The sequence below is a fragment of the Comamonas sp. SCN 65-56 genome, assembly GCF_001724135.1.
GTDB lineage: Bacteria > Pseudomonadota > Gammaproteobacteria > Burkholderiales > Burkholderiaceae_C > Comamonas_C.
Genome location: NZ_MEDS01000030.1, coordinates 1 through 19,146 on the forward strand (window position 1 = coordinate 1; position 19,146 = coordinate 19,146).

18 protein-coding genes and 1 pseudogene are annotated in these 19,146 nt (G+C 69.3%); 11 read left to right on the forward strand and 8 right to left on the reverse strand.

What is annotated here, in order from left to right; genetic code table 11:
* The 6 genes from ABS45_RS16385 to ABS45_RS16410 all read left to right on the forward strand — a co-directional run.
* On the forward strand, positions 1-324 hold a 324-nt coding region (locus ABS45_RS16385), incomplete at its 5' end, for a hypothetical protein (protein ID WP_291557597.1).
* A gap of 92 nt (positions 325-416) precedes the next feature.
* A complete protein-coding gene (locus ABS45_RS16390; RefSeq protein ID WP_291557600.1) occupies positions 417-1,700 on the forward strand; it encodes an ABC transporter substrate-binding protein in 1,284 nt (427 codons plus the stop codon).
* A 48-nt stretch (positions 1,701-1,748) separates the two neighbouring features.
* Positions 1,749-2,630: an ABC transporter permease gene (locus ABS45_RS16395; protein WP_291557603.1), complete on the forward strand. Its 882-nt coding sequence runs from the start codon at positions 1,749-1,751 to the stop codon at positions 2,628-2,630.
* A gap of 16 nt (positions 2,631-2,646) precedes the next feature.
* Positions 2,647-3,450, forward strand: coding sequence for an ABC transporter ATP-binding protein (locus ABS45_RS16400; RefSeq protein ID WP_291557606.1), 804 nt, complete (start codon positions 2,647-2,649; stop codon positions 3,448-3,450).
* A gap of 91 nt (positions 3,451-3,541) precedes the next feature.
* Complete coding sequence (locus ABS45_RS16405; RefSeq protein WP_291557609.1) at positions 3,542-4,276, forward strand: sulfite exporter TauE/SafE family protein; 735 nt, start codon at positions 3,542-3,544, stop codon at positions 4,274-4,276.
* 57 nt (positions 4,277-4,333) lie between these two features.
* A complete protein-coding gene (locus tag ABS45_RS16410) occupies positions 4,334-5,254 on the forward strand; it encodes an IclR family transcriptional regulator (RefSeq protein ID WP_291557612.1) in 921 nt (306 codons plus the stop codon).
* A 162-nt stretch (positions 5,255-5,416) separates the two neighbouring features.
* Here the strand turns inward: ABS45_RS16410 and ABS45_RS16415 are convergent, their stop codons facing one another.
* Genes ABS45_RS16415 through ABS45_RS16435 form a run of 5 tightly spaced genes read right to left on the reverse strand, consistent with a single transcriptional unit; the run spans position 5,417 to position 10,646 of the window.
* The gene (locus tag ABS45_RS16415; protein WP_291557615.1) at positions 5,417-6,916 is read right to left on the reverse strand and encodes an ABC transporter substrate-binding protein; all 1,500 of its coding nucleotides are present in this window, start codon (positions 6,914-6,916) and stop codon (positions 5,417-5,419) included.
* On the reverse strand, positions 6,913-7,779 hold the full coding sequence (locus ABS45_RS16420) for an ATP-binding cassette domain-containing protein (protein WP_291557618.1): 867 nt from the start codon (positions 7,777-7,779) through the stop codon (positions 6,913-6,915). Before ABS45_RS16420 ends, ABS45_RS16415 begins: the two co-directional genes overlap by 4 nt.
* Before the next feature lie 60 nt (positions 7,780-7,839).
* The gene (locus ABS45_RS16425) at positions 7,840-8,826 is read right to left on the reverse strand and encodes an ABC transporter ATP-binding protein (protein ID WP_291557620.1); all 987 of its coding nucleotides are present in this window, start codon (positions 8,824-8,826) and stop codon (positions 7,840-7,842) included.
* A gap of 15 nt (positions 8,827-8,841) precedes the next feature.
* Positions 8,842-9,687, reverse strand: a complete 846-nt coding sequence (locus ABS45_RS16430; RefSeq protein ID WP_291557622.1) for an ABC transporter permease — start codon at positions 9,685-9,687, stop codon at positions 8,842-8,844.
* Positions 9,684-10,646 (reverse strand): ABC transporter permease, encoded by a 963-nt coding sequence (locus ABS45_RS16435; RefSeq protein WP_291557625.1) that lies wholly within the window; start codon positions 10,644-10,646, stop codon positions 9,684-9,686. The genes ABS45_RS16430 and ABS45_RS16435 overlap by 4 nt, the downstream gene beginning before the upstream one ends.
* A gap of 129 nt (positions 10,647-10,775) precedes the next feature.
* Here ABS45_RS16435 and ABS45_RS16440 point away from each other — a divergent pair, with 129 nt between their 5' ends.
* The 4 genes from ABS45_RS16440 to ABS45_RS16455 all read left to right on the forward strand — a co-directional run bounded on the left by ABS45_RS16440 (position 10,776) and on the right by ABS45_RS16455 (position 15,594).
* Positions 10,776-12,662, forward strand: a complete 1,887-nt coding sequence (locus tag ABS45_RS16440) for a GAF domain-containing protein (protein WP_291557628.1) — start codon at positions 10,776-10,778, stop codon at positions 12,660-12,662.
* A gap of 10 nt (positions 12,663-12,672) precedes the next feature.
* Complete coding sequence (locus tag ABS45_RS16445) at positions 12,673-14,070, forward strand: sigma-54 dependent transcriptional regulator (protein ID WP_291557631.1); 1,398 nt, start codon at positions 12,673-12,675, stop codon at positions 14,068-14,070.
* A gap of 190 nt (positions 14,071-14,260) precedes the next feature.
* A complete protein-coding gene (locus ABS45_RS16450; protein ID WP_291557634.1) occupies positions 14,261-14,644 on the forward strand; it encodes a hypothetical protein in 384 nt (127 codons plus the stop codon).
* A 68-nt stretch (positions 14,645-14,712) separates the two neighbouring features.
* Positions 14,713-15,594, forward strand: a complete 882-nt coding sequence (locus tag ABS45_RS16455) for an NAD(P)-dependent oxidoreductase (RefSeq protein ID WP_291557637.1) — start codon at positions 14,713-14,715, stop codon at positions 15,592-15,594.
* Positions 15,595-15,678: 84 nt separating this feature from the next.
* Here the strand turns inward: ABS45_RS16455 and ABS45_RS16460 are convergent, their stop codons facing one another.
* Positions 15,679-16,266 (reverse strand): YceI family protein, encoded by a 588-nt coding sequence (locus ABS45_RS16460; RefSeq protein WP_291557640.1) that lies wholly within the window; start codon positions 16,264-16,266, stop codon positions 15,679-15,681.
* Between the two features lie 65 nt (positions 16,267-16,331).
* Positions 16,332-17,294, reverse strand: a complete 963-nt coding sequence (locus ABS45_RS16465) for a nucleoside recognition domain-containing protein (protein WP_291557643.1) — start codon at positions 17,292-17,294, stop codon at positions 16,332-16,334.
* Positions 17,295-17,394: 100 nt separating this feature from the next.
* On the opposite strand from ABS45_RS16465, the gene ABS45_RS16470 reads away from it, so the two are divergent.
* The gene (locus ABS45_RS16470) at positions 17,395-18,852 is read left to right on the forward strand and encodes a phospholipase D-like domain-containing protein (RefSeq protein WP_291557646.1); all 1,458 of its coding nucleotides are present in this window, start codon (positions 17,395-17,397) and stop codon (positions 18,850-18,852) included.
* Positions 18,853-18,875: 23 nt separating this feature from the next.
* Here the strand turns inward: ABS45_RS16470 and ABS45_RS16475 are convergent.
* Positions 18,876-19,146: pseudogene (locus ABS45_RS16475) on the reverse strand (hypothetical protein); the annotation flags it as partial.

Below are 19,146 nucleotides of genomic sequence, written 5' to 3' on the forward strand. Positions count from 1 at the left end.
AGGCTGGCCGCGGCGCCCTCAGACGAGTTCCTGGAGCGAGCCGGCATCCGGCCGGATCAGATCTCCGACGAGCCGCCGGCTGCGCATCTCGCGCCGGCGTTGCCGGCGCTTCGGGCGCATCTCGGCTCCGGAGCCTCCGACGAGGACCTGCTGCTCGCCGCGTTCTACGCGCCGGAGTTGCTGGCCCCGCTTCGCAAGCCGCAGCCGGCGTACCAGTTCAGGACGACGCCGCTGATGGATTTGGTCCGGTACGTCGGATCGCTGAAGGACCTGCGGATGACCAGAATCCGCTTCGGCGAAACGGAGATGACCTTGTCGAGCTGACCCCGTCGCCGCACACGGTGCGCTGGCACGAACCCCAACAAGAGCCGGATCCACGGCCCTGAACGCCCGAAACCCACCCAGGAGACTCTCGTATGGATACACGAACGATCGCGCGGCCCCGTCGCCGCGCTCTGGCAGCGATGGCGAGCGCCGCAGCGCTGCTGCTGCCGGCCGCGTCCTTCGCGCAGGACAAGTTCAACGACTGGGGCTGGCCGCAGCCTTACGAAAAGGTCTCGGAGAAGTCGGTCCAGTGGCTGAAGGACAAGGGCTGGTGGCCGATCCAGGTCGCGTTCCAGGCCCCGTGGTCGGGCCAGAACACGGTGAACATCGTCATGGACCGGATGGGACTGCTCAAGGCGCGCGGGATCGACGCCAAGTGGACCGCGTTCCCGTCGGGCCCGGCCATCAACGAGGTGCTGATCTCGGGCCGCTATCAGGTCGGCAATGGCGGAAACTTCCCATTCACCTCGCTGCTCGACAGGAAGATCCCGGTCAAGGCAATCGGCATCGTCAGCCCGAATCTGCTGCACGCACTGGTGGTTCCGAGCGACTCGCCGCTCAAGAGCATCAAGGACCTCAAGGGCTCTAACCCGCCCGCAACGATCGGACTGGTCACCGGTTCGTCGGCGGAGTTCTATTTCCAGATGGCGATCCAGATCAATGGCCTGCAGGTCGGCAAGGACATCATCCTGAAGAACATGCCGCCGGGCGAACAGATCGCGATGCCCAAGGGCGTGGCCGGGGTCGTCTCCTGGGACCCCACGCCCGAGCTGATCGTGTCCGAGCGCAAGGCCGGTCGCATCGTCGACACGATCTTCCCGTACAACATGTACGAGGGCCAGTTCTACCTGCGCAGCGAAATCATCGAAAACGTCCCCGAAGTGGCGCAGGCGTTCGCCGATGCACTCGCCGAGGCGACCCTCTGGACACGCCGCAATCCGGAGAAGGCGGCGGAACTGATGGCCGAAGATCCGAATCTCCGCCACTTCTCGAAGGCAATCCTTCTGCAGCAGATCCAGGCCTACAACAACCTGTACAAGCCGATTTACCTGTACCCGCACGCGCAGTTCTGGGGGCAGGCCAACGAGCCGATCTTCGACTGGCTGTTCGCGCAGAAGCGCATCACGCGGCCGCTGAAGGCAAGTGATTTTGCCGACGCGGTCGACGAGCGGTTCATGCGGACGACGTTCGGCAAGCTCGGGTGGGCCGTGCCGAAGCAACCGCCGTTCCTCCCGGCCGACTGGAAGGGGCAGGCGAACAAGCCTCCGTATCCCGAGTATGTGCACGCGCTCAACAGCAAGCAGCCGCAGCCGTTTCCCGAGGCCGGCGACCTGACGAAGCCGTGGAGTTTCGCGGGTCGCAGTTTCCAACCGTGATTGCGTGCCCGGGGGTGGGCGTCCGACGCCGCCGGAGGAGGTTCGCTCATGAATGACGTCATGGCCGGCAAGGGCGCGGCCGCCAAGCCTGTTGCCCGGACCACCGCGTCGACGACGCGGCGGTCCGCCGAAGCGCTCGGCGCCGCCCTTCCACGGCCACCGGGCCTTGCCGCCAGGCTTCTGGGAAGGGTCAGGAGGCTGGGACTCGTCGCCGTGCTGCTGCTCGTCTGGCAGTACGTGAGCACCTCGGTGCTCGACGAGACGGCGCGCGTGTTGCTGCCGCCACCGATGGCCATCTTCTCCGCGGCGTGGGAGTTGATGGTCTCGGGAGATCTTTGGCGCCACCTCGGCGACTCGCTGAAGCGGGAAGCGGTCGCCTTCCTCTGGGCCACGATCGCGATCCCCCTCGGCATCGCAATGGGGTGGTGGAAGGCGGTCGACGAGCAGTTCGATCCGCTGATGGAGGTGCTGCGCCCCATTCCGCCGCTCGCCTGGATTCCGCTCTCGATCCTCTGGTTCGGCATCGGCGACACGCAGAACCAGTTCATCATCTTTCTCGGCGTCTTCTTCCCGATCCTGCTGAACACGATCACCGGCGTGCGCGGCGTCGAGCCGAACCTGGTCCGCGCCGCGCGTTGCCTCGGCGCCAGCGAGTGGGCGATCCTGTCGCGCGTCGTGCTGCGCGCCGCCCTGCCGCAGATCATCACGGGTATCCGGATCGGGCTCGGGGTGGGATGGATGGCGCTGGTCGCGGCAGAACTGGTCGGCGCTAACTCCGGACTCGGGTTCTTGATCAACGACGCCCGAACGATTCTGCGCACCGACTACATCATCGTCGGGATGGCGACGATCGGTGTGGTCGGACTCTTGATCGACGCCGCGATTCGCGAAGTGATGCGCCGGGTGCTCCCCTGGTCGCGCGCGATGTAACAGTGAGGGGTTCGCCATGAGCAACGTCAGCGTCGAGCACGTCACGAAGATCTTCCCGGGTCACGGTGCCAGGGACGAACCGGTGCTGGCGCTTGACGATGTCAGTTTCGAGATCCAGGACCAGGAGTTCTGCTCGATCCTCGGCCATAGCGGCTGCGGCAAGACTACGCTGTTGACAATGCTGGCCGGCTTCGAGCAGCCGACCGAGGGCCGCGTCCTCGTCGATGGCCGGCCTGTCGGGCGCCCCTCCTGGACCCGCTCTGTCGTCTTCCAGGAATACGCCCTGTTCCCGTGGCTGACCGTGGAACGCAATGTCGCGTTCGGTCTCGAGATGAAGAAGGTTCCGGCCGCGCAGCGACGCGCGATCGTTGAAAGCAACCTGCGCCTCGTCGGACTCGAAGGCTTCGGGACGCGCTATCCGCACCAGCTTTCGGGCGGCATGAAACAACGCGTGTCGATCGCGCGCGCCTTGGCCGTCGACCCCGAGGTACTCCTGATGGATGAGCCGTTTGCGGCGCTCGACGCCCAGAACCGCGCGATGATGCAGGAGGAAATGGGGCGGATCCTTGCCGAGGCGGACGCGGCTGCCCGCAAGACCATGGTGCTGGTCACTCATAGCATCGAGGAGGCAATCCTGCTCTCCGACCGGATCGTCGTTCTGTCGAGCCGCCCGGGGCGCGTCAAGGAGAACATCCGTGTCGAACTGCCGAGACCGCGCAACGAGGACCAGCCGGGGTTTGCCGAGTTGCGAAGGCATATCCGACAGTTGATTCACGAAGAGTTATACGCGGAGAACCGTTCGACGCGCGCACACGTCTGAGAACCGCAGCAATTCCGACCGCGAACGGTAATGCGGTGAGACGCTGGCAGCACCCGGAAATAACCAGGCGGCAACGAGGCGGGAGCGGTGGATGTTGGATGAACTCTTGAGCCTGCGCATGCTTCTGGCCGTGGCCATCGCCGCGGTCGCGGGATGGATTCGCGGGGTCACAGGATTCGGCGCCGCGATGGTAATGACCCCGCCGCTAAGCCTGATGCTCGGCCCACAGCTTGCGGTTCCAGTCACTCTGATGCTCGAGACCTTTGCAGCCGCGCCGATGCTGCCGGCGGCCGCGCGCATCGCGCAGTGGCGAACTCTGGCTCCGATATCCGTTGCGGCTGTTGCATTCGTGCCCGTCGGGGCCTACATGCTTGCGACCTCGGAACCCGATCCCCTGCGGCGCGCCATTGCGCTCATCGTTATTGTCTTCTCGCTCCTCCTTCTGAGTGGTGCGCGCTACCACGGGCCGCAGCGCGTATCGACTTCGGTCGGGCTGGGAAGCCTCAGCGGGACCATGCTTGGCGCAACCAGCATCGGCGCGCCGCCGGTCATCCTCTATCTGCTCGCAGGCCCGGAACCGGTTCACGTCACGCGCGCAAACCTCACGCTTTACGTCGTGGTGATCTCTGCAGTGGGGCTCCTGTCGCTCGGTGTCCGCGGGGTCATCGACCAGCACGTGATGTTGTTCGCATCGACGATGGCCCCGCTCTTCGTCGGGGGGGTGATCGCCGGCTCGCGGTTCTTCGCCTACCTGAGCGACCAGCGCTTTCGCCGGTTGACAACGGTTTTCATGCTGCTGGTCTCGACGTTCGTCCTGTTGGCCTGACGTAAAATGGCCGCATCGCGATTCCGGCAGCGCGCCATTGGCGCCGGTCCTTGCTAGATGGCCAAGCGGCGCAACGATGTTCCCACCGAGTCGATCGCCCTGCGAGCGTTCGCAGTGCTCGAGGAAGTCGTGCGGGCCGCAGCGCCGATGTCGCTCGATGAGGTTACGCATGCCCGCGGGCTGCCCAAGCCGACCACATTTCGTATCCTCAGCCTGCTCCAATCGGCTGAACTGCTGCGGCGCGAGCCGCTGACGAAACGGTATACGGTCGGTCCACGCCTGACGGCCTTCGCCCTCGACCTTTGGCGCCAATCGACGCTCCGCGTGCAATGGCACCGTGTGCTCGAGGAAGCCGTCGCCGAGATTGGCGAGAGTTGCAACCTCACGATTCTCGAGGGCGACGAGGTGCTTTACCTCGACCGGGTCGAGACTCGCCGGCCACTCCGGCTGCATCTGGAGCCCGGTACCCGTGTGCCGTTGCATTGCACCGCCAGCGGCAAGTTGTTCTTGTGCCAGATGAGCCGCGACCAGGTCAGGCGGCTAATGGGCCCCGAACCGCTCGAGTCCCACACTGACAAGACGATCACGCGTTACGCCGACCTCTTCGACGACCTCGAAAAGGTTCTTGCAACGCAGGTCGGGACCCATGACTGCGAGCTGTTCGACGATTCAGTGGCGATCGCCGTTCCGATCGCCGACGCTGCTGGCTACATCTACGCCGCCGTCGCGGTTCACGCACCGTCTTCGCGCGAGAGCATCGAGAGCTGCATGCGCCACCTGCCGGCGTTGCGCAAGGCGGCTGCGCGCATTGGAGCTACGATGATGCCGCCGCCGGCCGAGCTTCCTGGGTCGCCGGTGGCCACCGTCAGGCGAGGACCGGGCGCCGCCAAGCAGGGTCCAGCGGGGCCGGTCAGCTCCACCAGTTCGGCGAAGCGGCGGGGGGCTTCGCGGGCACCGTCGCGTCGACCGCTGCGCTGAAGTCGACACGCGAACAGGATTCCGGGGCACCCGTTGGATTCCCTTTGCGCTCTTGCGCCACGACGTTGTCCCCCTGAAATCTGGCCGCGCCGCGGGTTGCCCGATCTGCGGCATCACCGTCGAGCATGCGACGGCGCGCGCCGCCGATCGGCCAGCGCGCCTTCACTGCCAGCTCATCCCCGCCAGGTCATTGGCCAGGATCGGCAGGTTCGCCCACAGGCCCTCGAGTCCCTTCTTCGCCACGGCGATCTGCGCCGGGTTGAACAGGTAGACGTTCACGCAGTCGACGGCCAGCATCCGCTGCAGCTCGGCGAACAGCCTGTTGCGCTCCTTCGGATTGGTCTCGGCGGCATGCCGGGCCGCCAGGTCGCGGAACGCCTTGCTGTCGTAGCCCCAGTAGTAGTTCGGGGTCGCGTACTGCATGTAGTCGAGCGGCTCGACGTGGTTGACGATCGTCAGGTCGAAGTTGCCCTTGAAGGGACCGCTCAGCCACTGGGCCCATTCCACGTTCTCGATCTTCGCGATCACTCCGACCTTGGCGAGCATCGCGGCCACCACTTCACCGCCCTTGCGCGCATATTGCGGCGGTGGCAGCGTCAGCGTCACGTTCAGCGGCGTGGCCACGCCGGCTTCCTTCAGCAGCGCGCGGGCCTTGTCGGGGTCGTACGGATACATGCCGGTCAGGTCGACGTAGCCGGCGTCGGTGGGCGCGAAGTGGCTGCCGATCGGGCGCCCGTAGCCGTCGAGGACGCCGTCGATGAACGCCTTGCGGTCGATCGCGTACGTGAGTGCGCGCCGAACGCGTACGTCGTCGAACGGCTTGCGCCGGTTGTTGATCGTCATGATGCCCTTGCCCGAGGTGGCGCCGATCTCCACGACGAAGCGCCTGTCGGCCTGCAACTGCTTCACCGACTGCGGCGCGTCGAGCCGCGGCAGCGCGTCGACGTCGCCGGCCAGCAGCGCGGCCACGCGCGCAGCCGGGTCGCCGATGAAGCGGAAGGTCACTTTCTTCAGCTTCGGCTGCACGCGCGCGCCCGGCCAGGCGACGAGCGTGATCGATGCGCCCTTGCGCCAGTCCTGCAGCACATAGGGCCCGGTGCCCACGGGGCGGGTGGCTGCCTGCGCGGCAGTCTTCGGGTGAAGGATGACCGCGGTGTTCTCGCCCATGCGGAACAGGAAGTTCCCGTCCGCATTGTCGAGGGTGAGGATCACCGTGTGGGCATCGGGCGTGGCGATGCTGCTGATGTTGTCGAACACCGCGCGCCTGGCCTTGTTGGTGCTGCCTTCGGCTTTCGCGCGCTCGAAGCTGAACTTCACCGCGGTCGAGTCGAACGCCTCGCCGTCGCTGAACTTCACGCCGCGGCGCAGCTGGAAGGTGTAGCTCCTGCCGTCGGGTGCCACCGACCAGCTCTCGGCGAGCAGCGGTGTCACCGCGCCGTCGACGTTGATCTTCGTGAGGCCTTCGAGGATGTTGTAGTGCACCACCTCGCCGATCGCGGCGGCCGCTGCAATGGTCGGATCGAGGCTCGGCGGCTCGAGCACCAGCGCGAGCACGGCGCTGGACTTGCCGGCCTGCGCCTGCGCCAGAAGCGGCCCGACGGCGAGCGTGGCGCCGAGCGCGGCGGGCAGCAACAGGACGGAACGGCGATCGATCGTGGTCATCGTGGGCTCTCCCGGGGCGAGGTGCTGCGATCGGCTGCGGCGGCACGCGGCGCGTCGCCGCCGTCGTGGAACGACGGCCCGGCGCCAGCCGCGGCAGCGAGCAGACGACGAGTGTATTCATGTTCGGGGCTGCGGAACAGCCGCTCGGCCGGACCGCTCTCCACCACGCAACCCTGGTGCAGCACGATGACCTCGTCGCAGACGAGATCCACCACCGCGAGGTCGTGACTGATCAGCAGGTAGCTCAGGCCGAAGCGATCCTGCAGGTCCTGCATCAGGTTGAGCACCTGCGCCTGCACGCTCACGTCGAGCGCGCTCACCGGTTCGTCGGCGACGATCAGCTGCGGCCGGGTCACCAGCGCGCGGGCGATCGCGATGCGCTGGCGCTGGCCGCCGCTGAACTCGTGCGGGTACTTGTCGAGGTCGGCGGTTCGCAGGCCGACGGCGGCGAGCATCTCGCCGGCGCGCTCGCGGCGTTCGGCCGGCGTGCCGATGCGCTGCGCTTCGAGCGGCTCGGCGACGATGCGTGCCACCGGCTGCCGCGGATCGAGCGAGCCGAACGGGTCCTGGAACACCATCTGGAAACCGGCGCGCGCGCGGCGCAGTTCTCCGGCAGGCAGTGCGTGCAGGTCGCGGCCCTCGAACCAGACCTTGCCCGCAGTGGGCGCTTCGAGCGCCATCACCAGCCGCGCCAGCGTGCTCTTGCCGGAACCGGACTCTCCGACCACGCCGAGGCTGCGGCCGGCTTCCAGCGTGAAGCTCACCCCTTGCAGTGCCTGCACCTGCTGCGGCGGGCCGAGCGGCCGCTGGCGCGGCAGCCGGTACTGCTTCGCGAGTCCTTCGACCTGCAGCAGAGGGCTCATGCGCCGGCCTCGTGTCGAAGCAGCGCGCTCATGCGCCGGCCCCGTGGTGAAGCAGCGCGGTCATGAGCCGGCCTCGAGGTGGATGCAGCGCGCGACGTGATCGTCGTCGCCCGCCACCGGCACCGGCGGCGGCGGTGCGGCGCGGCAGGCGTCGGTGACCCGGTCGCAGCGGTCGGCGAAGGGGCAGCCGGCGGGCAGGTCGACGAGCTCGGGCACCCGTCCCGGAATCGTCGGCAGCCGCGTGCCGCGCGGCAGGCCGATCCGGGGGCGCGCGGCGAACAGGCCGCGGGTATACGGATGCGCGAGGCGGCGGAAGACGCTCGCGGTCGGGCCGCTCTCCACGACGGTGCCGCCGTACATCACCATCGTGCGTTGCACGTTCTCGCTCATGAGCGCAAGGTCGTGGCTGATCAGCAGCAGCGCCATGCCGTCCTCGCGCACCAGCGCCGCGATCAGCTGCAGCACCTCGCGCTGCAGCGTCGCGTCCAGCGCGGTGGTGGGCTCGTCGGCGATCAGCAGGTCGGGCTTGCAGGCGAGTGCGAGCGCGATCAGCACGCGCTGGCGCTGGCCGCCCGAAAGCTGGTGCGGCCAGGCGTCGAGCCGACGCGCCGCCTGCGGCATGCGAACGCGCTCGAGCAGGCGCAGCGCCTCGGCGCGGGCAGCGCGTGCGTCCAGCCCCCGGTGCAGTCGCAACGACTCGCCGATCTGCCGGCCGACCCGGTGCAGCGGGTTCAGCGCGGTCATCGGTTCCTGGAAGATCATCGCGATCCGGTTGCCGCGCAGCCGGCACCATTCGGGATCGGCCAGGCCGACGAGTTCGCGGCCGTCGAAGCGCATCGATCCCGCGGCCTGCGCGTCCTCGGGCAGCAGCCCGATCAGCGCAAGGCCGGTGATCGACTTGCCGGACCCCGATTCGCCGATCAGCCCGACGGTGTCGCCGCGGCGCATCGTGAACGACACGCCGCGCAGCGCATCGGCCGGCCCGCGCGGCGTGCGCAGCGTGACGCGCAGGTCTCGCAGATGAAGCAGCGGCTCGTCGGTGTCCATCGGTGGCGTGCGCGTTCAGCGCCTGCGCGCGAGCTTCGGGTCGAGCAGGTCGCGCAGCCCGTCGCCCATCAGGTTCAGTCCCAGCACCGCCAGCACGATCGCCAGCCCCGGCCACACCGCCAGCATCGGCGCCTGGAACATCTGCGTCTGCGCCTCGTTGAGCATGCGTCCCCAGCTGGGCAATGGCGGCTGCGTGCCCAGCCCGAGGTACGACAGGGCCGCCTCGGCAAGGATCGCGGTGGCGAAGGCCACCGTGGCCTGCACGATCAGCACGTTGGCGATGTTGGGCAGCACGTGGTCGATCGTGATGCGCCACGGACCCTTGCCGGCGGCGCGCGCGGCCAGCACGTATTCGCGCGCCCATACCGCGTTGGCCGCGCCGCGCGTCAGGCGCGCGAACACCGGAATGTTGAAGATGCCGATCGCCACGATGCCGGTGAGCAGGCCCGGGCCCACGATCGCGCCCAGCATGATCGCCGACAGCAGCGCGGGGAACGCGAACGCGAAATCGGAGAACCGCATCACCAGTTCCTCGACCCAGCCGCGGCGTGCCGAGGCCAGCGCGCCCAGTGCGACGCCGGCGAGCAGCCCGATGGCTACTGCGAGAACGCCGACGACGATGCTGCTCTGCGCGCCCACCAGCAGTTGCGAGGCAATGTCGCGGCCGAGGCTGTCGGTGCCGAGCCAGTGCGCGGCGCCCGGCGGCTGCAGCCGGTTGGGGATGTCGATCTCGGCCGGCGGCCAGGGCTGCCAGAACAGCGACACGAGCGCGGCCAGCCCGAGCAGGCCACTGAGCGTCGCGCCGACGACGAAGCCGGGATGGCGGCGCGCGCGGTGCCAGAAGTCGCCGTCGCGACTCATGCGTCGCTCGGCCGCAGGCGAGGATCGACCAGCGCGTAGAGCAGGTCGACCGCGAAGTTGATCGCCACCACCAGCGCCACCAGGAACATCACCACGTCGCGCACCACCACCAGGTCGCGATTGGCGATCGCCTGGAACACCAGCCGGCCGATGCCCGGCAGCACGAACACGTTCTCGACCACGATGGTTCCGGCGACCAGGTTGGCGAGCTGCAGCCCCATGACGGTGAGCACCGGGATCATCGCGTTGCGCAGCACGTGCCGGCGCAGCGTGGCGCCGCGGGTGAGGCCCTTGGCGCGCGCAGTGCGCACGAAGTCCTCGCGCATCACTTCGAGCACCGCCGAGCGCGTCATCCGCGCCAGGATCGCGGCCTGCACCGCGGCGAGCGACACCGCGGGCAGCCACAGCGCGACGAGGCCGGCAACGAGCCCGCCGCCTTCGTCGTCGCGCCAGCCGGGAAAGCCTCCGGCGCTCACCCAATGCAGCTTCACCGCGAACAACAGGATCAGCAGGATCGCCAGCCAGAAATTGGGAATCGCGATGCCCACCTGGCTCGCCGCCATCACTCCGACGTCGCCCGGGCGTCCGTGATGCGCGGCGGCATGGATGCCGAGCGCCAGCGCCAGCGCCACCGTCAACGCCATCGCCATCGCCGCCAGCGGCAGCGTGACCTGCAGGCGTTCGACGATCAGCTCGGCGGTGGGCGTGTCGTAGGCCTGGCTGACAGCGGTCTGGCCGCGCAGCAGCCCGCCGACCCAGACGAGATAGCGTTCGGCCGCCGGGCGGTCGAGGCCCAGCTTCTGCTCGAGCGCGGCCAGCGACTCGGGCGTGGCGGTGTCGCCGAGGATCACCTGCGCGACGTTGCCGGGCAGCAGCTCGAGCACCGCGAACACCAGCAGCGACGCGACCGCGAGTGTCGCCGCGAAGGTGGCGAAGCGCTTCAGCAAGAACAGGCGCATGCGGTGACAGGGGCGGCAGCGCACATGCGCTGCATGATGCCTCAAATGCCGACGCCATCTGATACGCCTCTCGCAGGCACTGGCAACCAGGTGCCACCAGGAGTAATTTGTCAGCCGGGAGGGCCCGTCATGAAGGCCGACCGCGACTCCGGTCCTCGCGCGCAGGCAAGGCAGGCCGCACTGTTGGCCGAGAACGCCCGCCTGCTCGAGGCGCTCGACCGGCGCAGTCGCAGCCTGGCGACCGCGCTCGAGCAGCAGGCCGCCACCAGTGAGATCCTGCGCGTCGTATCGCATTCGCCGACCGACCTGCAGCCGGTGCTCGACACGATCATCGCGAACGCGACCCGGCTCTGCCAGGCGAACCTCGCCTTCGTGATGCTGCGCACCGGCGGGCGCCTGTCGCTGGTGGCCCGGACCGGTTGCACGCCCGAATTCGCCGACTACCTGGAGCGCGGTTTCGAGTTGAACCGCGAGACGACCACCGCGCGTGCCGCGCTCGACAGGAGGCCGGTCCAGATCGCCGATTTCCTGACCGAACCGGGCGTGCGGGTCACCGAGTCGCACCACCGCGAGCAGGTCCACACGGTGCTTGCGGTTCCGCTGCTACGCGACCGCAGCGTCCTCGGCGTGCTCACGATCTGGCGCCACGAGGTCCAGCCGTTCAGCGACAACCAGATCGCACTGCTTCAGACCTTCGCGGACCAGGCGGTCATCGCGATCGAGAACGTGCGGATGTTCAATGAGATCGAGGCGCGGACCACGCAGCTCGCCCGCTCGGTGGCGACGTTGAAGGCACTGAGCGAGGTCAGCGACGCGGTCAGCTCGACGCTCGACCTGGACACCGTGCTGAACACGATCGTCTCGCGCGCCAACCAGATCACCGGCATGGAAGGTGGGGCGATCTACGAATACGAGGAAGTGCGACAGGAGTTCCGGCTGCGGGCGACCGACCGGATACCCGACGAACTGGTCGAGGCGCTGCGATCGGCGCCGATGCCAAAGGGGGAGGGCGCGATCGGCAGGCTGGCGACATCCAGCGAGCCGATCACGATCTGCGATGTCGCCGACGGCGACGCGTACCACAGCCGGGTGCGCGAGATCCTGATGGCATGCGGTTACCGGTCGCTGCTCGCCGTGCCACTGCAGCGCAACGGTCGCCTCCTGGGCGGCCTGGTCGTCAGCCGCAAGCAGGCCGGCGGCTTCGATGCGCGGATGATCGACCTGCTCAGGAGCTTCGCGACACAGTCGGCGCTGGCGATCCAGAATGCGCGGCTGTACCGCGAACTGGAGGCGAAGACCCGCCAGCTCGAGGTCGCGAGCCGGCACAAGAGCGCCTTTCTCACCAGCATGTCCCACGAGTTGCGCACGCCGTTGAATGCGATCATCGGCTTCACGCGCATCGTGATGCGCCACTCGCACGACCGCCTCGACGCGAAACAGAACGAGAACCTCGGGAAGATCCTCGCGAGCGGCCAGCACCTGCTGTCGCTGATCGACGCGATCCTCGATCTCGCCAAGATCGAGGCGGGCCGCATCGAGATCGTGCCCGGCGAAGTCGATCTCGCGCCGATGCTCGAGCGCTGCGTGCGCTCGATCGAACCGCTGGTGGGCGAGACGGTATTGCTGAACGCGGCGCTCGGGCAGGGATTGCCGCGGATGCTGGTGGACGAAGGCAAGCTGCGGCAGATCGTCGTCAACCTGCTGGGCAACGCGGTGAAGTTCACGCCGCACGGGCGCATCGAGCTCAGTGCGCGCGAGGCCGGCGGACGCGTCCAGGTGACTGTGGTCGACACCGGCATCGGCATCGCGGCGGACAAGCTGGAACGGATCTTCGGGGAGTTCGAGCAGGCCGAGCCGGGCAGCGCGCATGCGCGTGGCGGCACCGGGCTGGGCCTCGCGATCGCGCGGCGCCTCGCGCGGTCGATGGGCGGCGACGTGCGCGTCGAGAGCGCACCCGGCGTCGGCTCGGCCTTCACGCTGGACCTGCCTGTGCGCTATCCCGCTCCGGCAGCGTAGGCGGCGCAGCGTGGGAGCCGACCCCGCAACCGTCCTGATCGTCGACGACGAGCCGTGGAACATCGACCTCCTCGAGCAGGAGCTCGGCGCCGCCGGCTACCGGACCGTCGCCGCGACCGGCGGCGAGCAAGCGATCGCCGCGGTCGCACGCGAGCAACCGGACCTGATCCTGCTCGACGTGATGATGAGGGGGATCGACGGCTACGAGACCTGCCGTCGCCTGAAGGCCGGCGAATCCACCCGCGCGGTCCCGGTCATCTTCCTCACCGCCTTGAAGGAGACTTTCGACAAGACACGCGCCTTCGCGGCCGGCGCGGTCGACTATGTCACCAAGCCGTTCGAAACCGCGGAGCTGCTCGCACGCGTCCAGGTCCACGTGGCATTGCGGCGCGAAGTCGAGGCGCACCGCAGGTCGCAGGCGACGATTCGCGCGCTGGTCGAGCACGCACGCGCCGCGGACGACGCGATGATCGGCGAGTCGTGGGCGATCCGGCAAGTGCGCGAGCAGATCGCCCGGGTCGCGGCGACCGACAGCACCGTACTGATCCAGGGAGAAACCGGCACCGGCAAGGAACTCGTGGCGCGCGCGATCCATGCTGCGAGCGCGCGTCGCGATCGCCCGCTGATCCCCCTGAACTGCCCCGCGCTACCGCGCGAGCTGGTCGAAAGCGAGCTTTTCGGGCATGAGAAGGGTGCGTTCACCGGCGCCATCCAGCAGCGCCGTGGCCGCTTCGAACTGGCCGACGGCGGCACGCTGTTCCTCGACGAAATCGGCGACCTGCCTGCCGAAGCGCAGGCGAAACTGCTGCGGGTCCTGCAGGAGCGTCGGTTCGAGCGCGTGGGCGGGTCGCGCACGCTGCGCGTCGACGTGCGCGTGATCGCGGCGACCCATCGTGACCTGCGTGCCGAGGTCGATGCCGGGCGTTTTCGCTCCGACCTGTATTTCCGGCTGAGCGTCTTTCCGATCGTGCTGCCGCCGTTGCGCGAACGCCGCGAGGACGTTCCCCGCCTGCTCCGGCACTTCGCGGAGACGGCCGCGCGCAGGCTCGGGCGGACGATCGACGGCGTCGCGCCGGCGTTCGTCGAGTCCGCTCGCGCCTATGACTGGCCCGGCAACGTCCGCGAGCTCGAGAACCTCGTCGAGCGCGCACTCATCGTCTCCGATGGGGGTGTGCTGGATGGCTGCAAGCTGCTCCCCGCGCCCGTCTCCGCGGCGGCCTCCGTGGCCAGTGCGGTGCCGCCCGGCCACGCGACGCTCGCAGACCTCGAGCGCGAGCACATCCGTGCGGTCCTCGAGCGCACGCGCTGGCGGATCGAGGGCGGTCTGGGCGCGGCGAGCATCCTTGGCCTGAATCCGAGCACTCTGCGAGGGCGCATGCGCAAGCTCGGCATCCACAGGCCCCGTTGACAGCCCCGGCCGGCGCGCCACCGCCGGATCCGACGGCGCCGCCTCATCCGGCGGGTCGATCCTCTGGCGACTGGCGCGAGTGCGCTGATCTGGCAGGACTTTTTCGATGACGGTCGATGGCACGACTCATGCACCTCATGACTGGCCGCGCGGACATCCCGATCGCGCGCCACCTCCGGAGGAAGACGCCATGAATGCAGTCCCGACCTGCCGCAGACCTTGTCGAACCGCCACCGGCGCCGTCGCGTGCATGGTTGCCGCCGCGATGCTGGGAGTCGCCTGCGACGCCGCGTTCGCGCAGGCGCAGAGTACTTCGCCGCTGGCCGCCACCCGCAGCCTCCCGTCGCGCGGAGGCTCCGGGACCCTGGAGAGGGCTTTCTGGGCGTGCGACCACGCCGCGACCAGGCGTGGCCTGGACAGCGGGGAAGCCATGGCCTGCGGCGTCGTCTCCGAAAGCCTGAAGAACGCCAGGTTCGGCGGAGACCTGGACGCGATGCTCGACTGGTGGCGCGAGAACCGGGCGGCAGAGTACCGGGTGCTCGATGCCGCCGGGCGCGGGCGCGCACGCCGCTGAGGGTCGTCGGTCGGGGCGATGTCGGTCGCCTAGAATCCCCGGATCCTCTTTCGAGACTGGAGATTCCGATGCCCGACACCGTTGCCTTCATCGGCCTCGGCGCGATGGGTGCGCCGATGGCGTCGAACCTGCTCGCGGCGGGTTTCGCGCTGCGCGTCTTCAATCGCCGTGCCGACCGCGCCCGTCCGTTCGCCGAACTCGGCGCGACCGTCTGCGCATCGGTCGCCGAGGCGGTGCAGGACGCACGCTTCGTCGTGTCGATCGTCTCCGACGACGAGGCCACCCGCGCGGTGATGCTCGCCGAAGGCGGCGTGGTCGCCAGCGCCGCGCCCGCGACGATCGTCGTCGACTCGAGCACCAACACGCCTGCGATGGCGCGCGAGGTTGCGCTGGCCGCCGCCGCGCGCGGCCTCGCCTACCTCGACGCGCCGGTGTCGGGCAGCGTGCCGCAGTCGCGCAATCGCGAACTCGTCTTCATGGCCGGCGGCGACGCTGCCGCCTTCGAAGCGGTGCGACCGCTGCTCGACGCGATGGGTCGCATGGCGCTGCACGTCGGCGCGAGCGGCGCGGGCGCGACGATCAAGCTGGTGAACAACATGCTGGCGGGCACGATGACCGCGGCGCTCGCCGAAGCGGTGTCGATCGCGCAGGCGGCGGGCGTCGATCCGCAGGCGGCGCAGGCGATCCTGTCCGAGGGGCCGGTGGCTTCGCGGCTGGTGCGCAGCAAGCTGCCGAAGATGCTGGGGCGCGACTTCTCCGCGCAGTTCCAGCTTGCGCTGATGGACAAGGACCTGCGCTACTTCCTGGCGCTGGCGCAGCAGCTCGACCGTCCGGCGCCGATCGCGTCGCTGGTGCGCGGCCAGTTCCAGGCCGCGCGCCGCGCAGGCTTCGGCACGCTCGACACCAGTGCGCTCGTCGCGCACATCGGCGGCGAGGCGCCGCCGCACTGACCCGCGCCGCCGACGGCGGGGCGCGGGCGCGGGCGCGGGCGCGCGATTCGAGCCGGACGATTGCCTGCGGCGCCCGACGGTCGCCTACGGCTGCTGCACTGCCTCGATCTGGATCAGCAGTCGCACGCGGTCGGGGATGCCCTTGTCGACACCCCAGCTCATGCCCCAGCGGCTGCGCTCGATGACGGTGTCGAAGTCGCCGCCGCAGACGCGCGCCTTCAGGACCGGCGAGTCGTAACAGTTGAAGTTCGTCGCCTTCAGCGTGACCGGCAAGGTCTTGTCGAGCAGCGTCAGGTCGCCGGTGACCGCGGCCACCTTGTCGCCGTCGAAGACGAACTGGTTGCCGGCGAAGCGGGCCTTCGGCACGCGGGCGCTGTCGAGAAAGTCGGGGTTGCGCAGGTGCTTGTCGAAGTCCGCGATGCCGGAGCTGACCGATGCGGTGTCGATCGTGATGTCGACCTGGCCGCTGCGCGCAGCGCGGTCGAGCACGACGTGGCCCTCGGTGCGGTCGAAGCGCGCCCGGACGGTGGAGGTGTTGAAGTGCCGGACCTCGAAGGTCACGAAGGTGTGCTTCGGTTCGACGACGTAGCGCACCGGCTGCGCCTGGGCCGCGGCAACGACGCTCCCCAGCAGGGTTGCGCCGACGATCGTCGCAACGGGAAATGCAGCCATGTCTACCCCTGATGCAAATGTGGTCAATCGGGGGATTGTAGGGCCTGCGAGCCGCAGCGGCAGGGTCACCTCGGCTGCGGATGCCAGCCTGTTGCGGCGCGATCGCCCGGGTCGAGCATTCGCGCCAGCAGTGCGACCACCACGAGCGTGATGGCCACGCGACCCACCAGCACCACCCAGACGTCGGCGCCCAGCGCGACCAGCAGCGCGGTGTCCTCGATCAGCGCGTGCGACAGCGACAGCCATGCGAGCGCGAGAAAGCGCGTGCGCGCCGGGAAGCTCTGGCGCTCGGCTTCCTCGATGATCAGCGCACCGCCGTAGGTGAGCCCGAGCAGCACGCCGACCGTGGTGACCGGCGCGGCGCTCGCGTCCAGCCCCGAGACGCGCAGCAGCGGCGCCAGCGCGCCGGTGATCCGCCTGGTGAGCCCGGTGCGCTCCAGCAGGTCGAGCACGACCAGCAGCGCGGCGATGATCGCGAAGGTGATCGCCAGCGAAAAGGCGGTGCCCTGCACCCAGCCGAGCAGTCCTGCGCTGGAAGGATCGCCGGCCAGTGCGGAGCCCTGCAGCCAGTCGAACGCGATCGGTTCGGCCAGCACGCCGGTGAGCCGGCTGCCCCAGGCGACCGCGCCGCCGTAGACGAGCGCAACGCCGAGCCGCAGCGCGGCAGTTGCCCAGAAGCTGCCGCCGGCACGACGCACGATCGCCTGCTCGACGGGCAGCGCATGCGCGAAGAGAATCATCGAACACAGCGCGCTGAACTGGCCGGCGGTCATCTCCAGCCCGTGTGCGAGGCCGATCAGCGCCGCGATTGCGCCGTAGACGCCGACGAACACGCCGGTGATCCAGATCATGCCCGCTGCGGCCGGCAGGCCGATCCAGGACATCGCGGGTGCGATCGCGTGCCCCAGTGCGCCGATCCAGCCGAACTCCTCGCCCACCCTGACCGCGATCATCACGGGCAGCATGACCTTGACCAGCGCGAAGAACAGCCGGCGGCTGCGCGCAAACAGGCTTGCGAGGTAAGACACGGGAGGCTTGCGGAGGGGGAGGCGCCGCAGCATACCCGATCCCGGCCGCCGGGCCTTGGGCTATCGTTCCGATCGATCGCCCGATTTCGCGGCCGCTGCCATGTCCCAGGTTCGTCCCGATGTCCTTGCGCTGCGCGCTCTCGCCGAACAGGCGCTCTCGCGGACTGCCGGCGCGCCCCTGGTGGGCGGCAATGCCATCCGCCTGCTCAGGGACGCTGCGCAGAACTATCCGGCCTGGCTCGACGCGATCGATAGCGCGCGGGGCTCGGTGCTGTTCGAAAACTACATCGTGCACGACGACGCGATCGGTCGCCGATTCGCCGACGCGCTCGCAGCAAAGGCTTGCGACGGGGTGCGCGTGCGTGTGCTCTACGACTGGCTGGGCTGCCGAGGGACCGCTTCACGCGCGTTCTGGGACCGGCTCCGCGCGGCCGGCGCCGAGGTACGTGCGTTCAATCCGCCGCGCTTCGACAGTCCCCTCGGTTGGGTGAGCCGCAATCATCGCAAGTCGCTGTGCGTCGACGATCGCGTCGCCTTCGTCAGCGGCCTGTGTGTCGGCCGCATGTGGGTCGGCGATCCCCGGCGCGGCATCGCGCCGTGGCGCGACACCGGGGTGGAATTGCGCGGACCGGCGGTCGCAGATGTCGCCCAGGCATTCGCGCGCGCGTGGGCCGACGCCGGCGCCGCGATTCCGGCCGACGAATTGCCCGGGCGTGCGGCGATCGCGCCGTGCGGCGACGTCGGGCTGCGGGTCCTGGCCACCATGCCCTCGGCTGCGGGCCTGTACCGGCTCGACCAGATGATCGCCGCGCTCGCGCGCACGACGCTCTGGCTGACCGACGCGTACTTCGCGGGCACCGCGACCTACGTCCAGGCATTGCGCCAGGCGGCCCTCGATGGCGTCGACGTGAGGCTGCTCGCGCCGGGGGCGAGCGACGTGCCGGTCCTCTCGCCGATCACTCGCGCGGGCTATCGGTCGCTTCTCGAAGCGGGCGTGCGGGTGTTCGAGTGGAATGGACCGATGCTGCACGCGAAGACGGCAGTGGCCGACGGGCGCTGGGGCCGGGTCGGGTCGAGCAACCTGAACCTGGCGAGCTGGCTCGGGAACTGGGAGCTCGACGTGGCCGTCGAGGACACCGGCTTCGCCTCGCAGATGCAGCAGGCATACCTGGCCGATCTCGAAGGAGCCACCGAAATCGTCCTTGCCGATCGCAACAGGGTGCGGCTCGCCGGCACGCGAAAGGGCGGCGCCCGGCGCGGACGCGGCCTGGGCGGCAGTGCGGGACAGCTCGCGGCAGGGGCGGCGCGGGTGGGAAATACCTTCGGCGCGGCGATCGCGAACCGGCGCCTGCTCGGTGCCGCCGAGTCGAAGACGATGACGGGCGCTGCGGTCGTACTGATCGGGGTGGCCGCCGTCGCGGCCTTGTGGCCGCAGGCCCTGGCCTGGCCGCTGGCAGCGTTTGCGGGCTGGAGCGCGATCGCGCTGCTGCTGCGGGCCGGACGTCTTCGCCGGAAGGCGAGGGAGCAGTCCCGCGCCGAGCGGAGGTTTCCGCGCTGAGCGGACGTTCTCGCGCCGAGCGCTCAGTCGCGGTGCTTGCCGCGACCGTGGCCCCTGCCGCGGCCGCGATCGTCGTCCCAGTCGCCGCGCCGCGCGTCTTCGCGATAGACCGCCTGCCCGCCGCGCTGGCGCGGCGCATACACGTCGTTGTACCAGCGCTCCTGGACGAAGTAGACCGGTCGCGCGCACGCGCCGTACTCGTGGCAGTGCTTGCTCCAGTGCTTCGCGTGCCCGGGCGGCACGCGCAGGTAAAGGGGCTGGCGCACGACGCCGACCGGCACCGGCTGGATCACC

What these genes read in the sequence shown, in the direction of transcription:
- ABS45_RS16400 (WP_291557606.1), top strand. Translation starts at nt 2,647, where the DNA reads ATGAGCAACGTCAGCGTCGAGCACGTCACGAAGATCTTCCCGGGTCAC.
- ABS45_RS16395 (WP_291557603.1), top strand. Translation starts at nt 1,749, where the DNA reads ATGAATGACGTCATGGCCGGCAAGGGCGCGGCCGCCAAGCCTGTTGCC.
- ABS45_RS16460 (WP_291557640.1), bottom strand. Translation starts at nt 16,266, where the DNA reads ATGGCTGCATTTCCCGTTGCGACGATCGTCGGCGCAACCCTGCTGGGG.
- ABS45_RS16450 (WP_291557634.1), top strand. Translation starts at nt 14,261, where the DNA reads ATGAATGCAGTCCCGACCTGCCGCAGACCTTGTCGAACCGCCACCGGC.
- ABS45_RS16415 (WP_291557615.1), bottom strand. Translation starts at nt 6,916, where the DNA reads ATGACCACGATCGATCGCCGTTCCGTCCTGTTGCTGCCCGCCGCGCTC.
- ABS45_RS16455 (WP_291557637.1), top strand. Translation starts at nt 14,713, where the DNA reads ATGCCCGACACCGTTGCCTTCATCGGCCTCGGCGCGATGGGTGCGCCG.
- ABS45_RS16435 (WP_291557625.1), bottom strand. Translation starts at nt 10,646, where the DNA reads ATGCGCCTGTTCTTGCTGAAGCGCTTCGCCACCTTCGCGGCGACACTC.
- ABS45_RS16390 (WP_291557600.1), top strand. Translation starts at nt 417, where the DNA reads ATGGATACACGAACGATCGCGCGGCCCCGTCGCCGCGCTCTGGCAGCG.
- ABS45_RS16425 (WP_291557620.1), bottom strand. Translation starts at nt 8,826, where the DNA reads ATGGACACCGACGAGCCGCTGCTTCATCTGCGAGACCTGCGCGTCACG.
- ABS45_RS16430 (WP_291557622.1), bottom strand. Translation starts at nt 9,687, where the DNA reads ATGAGTCGCGACGGCGACTTCTGGCACCGCGCGCGCCGCCATCCCGGC.
- ABS45_RS16420 (WP_291557618.1), bottom strand. Translation starts at nt 7,779, where the DNA reads ATGAGCCCTCTGCTGCAGGTCGAAGGACTCGCGAAGCAGTACCGGCTG.
- ABS45_RS16440 (WP_291557628.1), top strand. Translation starts at nt 10,776, where the DNA reads ATGAAGGCCGACCGCGACTCCGGTCCTCGCGCGCAGGCAAGGCAGGCC.
- ABS45_RS16405 (WP_291557609.1), top strand. Translation starts at nt 3,542, where the DNA reads ATGTTGGATGAACTCTTGAGCCTGCGCATGCTTCTGGCCGTGGCCATC.
- ABS45_RS16470 (WP_291557646.1), top strand. Translation starts at nt 17,395, where the DNA reads ATGTCCCAGGTTCGTCCCGATGTCCTTGCGCTGCGCGCTCTCGCCGAA.
- ABS45_RS16410 (WP_291557612.1), top strand. Translation starts at nt 4,334, where the DNA reads ATGGCCAAGCGGCGCAACGATGTTCCCACCGAGTCGATCGCCCTGCGA.